The organism is Vibrio scophthalmi LMG 19158 (assembly GCF_000222585.1).
GTDB classification, from domain to species: Bacteria; Pseudomonadota; Gammaproteobacteria; order Enterobacterales; family Vibrionaceae; genus Vibrio; species Vibrio scophthalmi.
On sequence record NZ_AFWE01000034.1, the window covers coordinates 1 to 342 of the forward strand.

Annotated in this window: 1 pseudogene; it reads right to left on the reverse strand. The window is 47.7% G+C overall.

The features are described from left to right. Window positions 1–311, reverse strand: a pseudogene (locus RH88_RS24070) (ISAs1 family transposase); the annotation flags it as partial. Window positions 312–342: the final 31 nt, after the last annotated feature.

Here is a 342-nt window from a genome sequence, read left to right on the forward strand (position 1 = left end):
ATAGCCTCTCTTGCCTGCTCTGAGGTCAGTTCTGCTGAACTAATGTAGTAACGATACTTCAACTCTGGAGCCTTGCCTTTTGTTGCTCGGTAGTTTTCGACCATCACAATACTGGTTAACCTATCCCAAGTGGAGAAGTCACCCTCCAACTCACGAGCACTCAGGATATGACAAGTACGCGCTTCAATCCGGCCCTTCTGCTTCTCAACTTGATACCTATCCCAGTCAATCGGATCTCGCCGGCGTGAGGAGAAGGCGGACTGAATCGAGGCCGCTAACTTGCCTTGATTACCCTTAACCGATAATAAGTAATCACCGCATTTGCTTTTACTATCTTATACC